General features: G+C 59.4%; 1 protein-coding gene. It reads left to right on the forward strand.

Annotated elements, in window-relative coordinates:
* Positions 1-330 precede the first annotated feature (330 nt).
* Positions 331-639 carry a type IV secretion system protein VirB3 gene (locus tag J7528_RS23730; RefSeq protein ID WP_291879785.1) on the forward strand — a complete coding sequence of 103 codons (309 nt, stop codon included), beginning with the start codon at positions 331-333 and terminating at the stop codon, positions 637-639.
* Positions 640-761: the final 122 nt, after the last annotated feature.

Below are 761 nucleotides of genomic sequence, written 5' to 3' on the forward strand. Positions count from 1 at the left end.
GTACTGATCGGCTTCGCCGCTAACATCAAATCTACCCGGATCGCTCGGTTTGAATTCAACTATGAGAGGGTCGCAAGGTTGCATTTTCCGCGCGCACTTGGGCCGCAACATAGTTTGCGGTGACGGTGCGCTAATTATTTCTCTCGCGCTTAATCTGAACCGGGTCGTTGGAGGGAACGGAATTTCACTTTAAGCGAGCGTAATTCGGCGGCGAGGGTCACCTCTGGGCTTGAGTGATCGCTCTTCGTCCCGGCGCGTTTTGGCCCATTTCCGATTGCTATCGTTCGATTTGCGGTGATGAAGGTATGAATAGAGAATCGCGCCAGGGGGATGCGCGATGAAGGGGGCGCAGTGGCAGAAGAATTACGCCGAGACACGCTGTTCGTAGCGCTGACCCGCCCGCAGATGTTCGCGGGCGTCACCTACAGCTACTTCGTGATCAACGCGATCCTCACCGTTGAGCTGTTCCTGATGTTCAAGAGCTTCAAGGTGCTCCTCGCCGGCCTCGTGATCCATCTCGTCGGTGCGCTGGTATGCCTGCGCGAGCCGCGCTTTTTCGATCTGTGGATTGCGCGGGTACGCTACTGCCCGCGGGTCAGGAACTTCGCGTTCTGGCAATGCAATTCCTATCGTCCCTGAAGAAGCCGGCAGCGCAGCGTGAGCCCGCCGGGCCGGGCTCGCCCGGCTTTGCCCGGCGCGAGAAGCCTGCGGGCGCGCATCTGCCCTATGCGCGCCATGTCGATGACGTCACGCTGGAGACC

Origin of the sequence: Caulobacter sp. (assembly GCF_017744445.1) — a bacterium.
Lineage (GTDB): Bacteria > Pseudomonadota > Alphaproteobacteria > Caulobacterales > Caulobacteraceae > Caulobacter.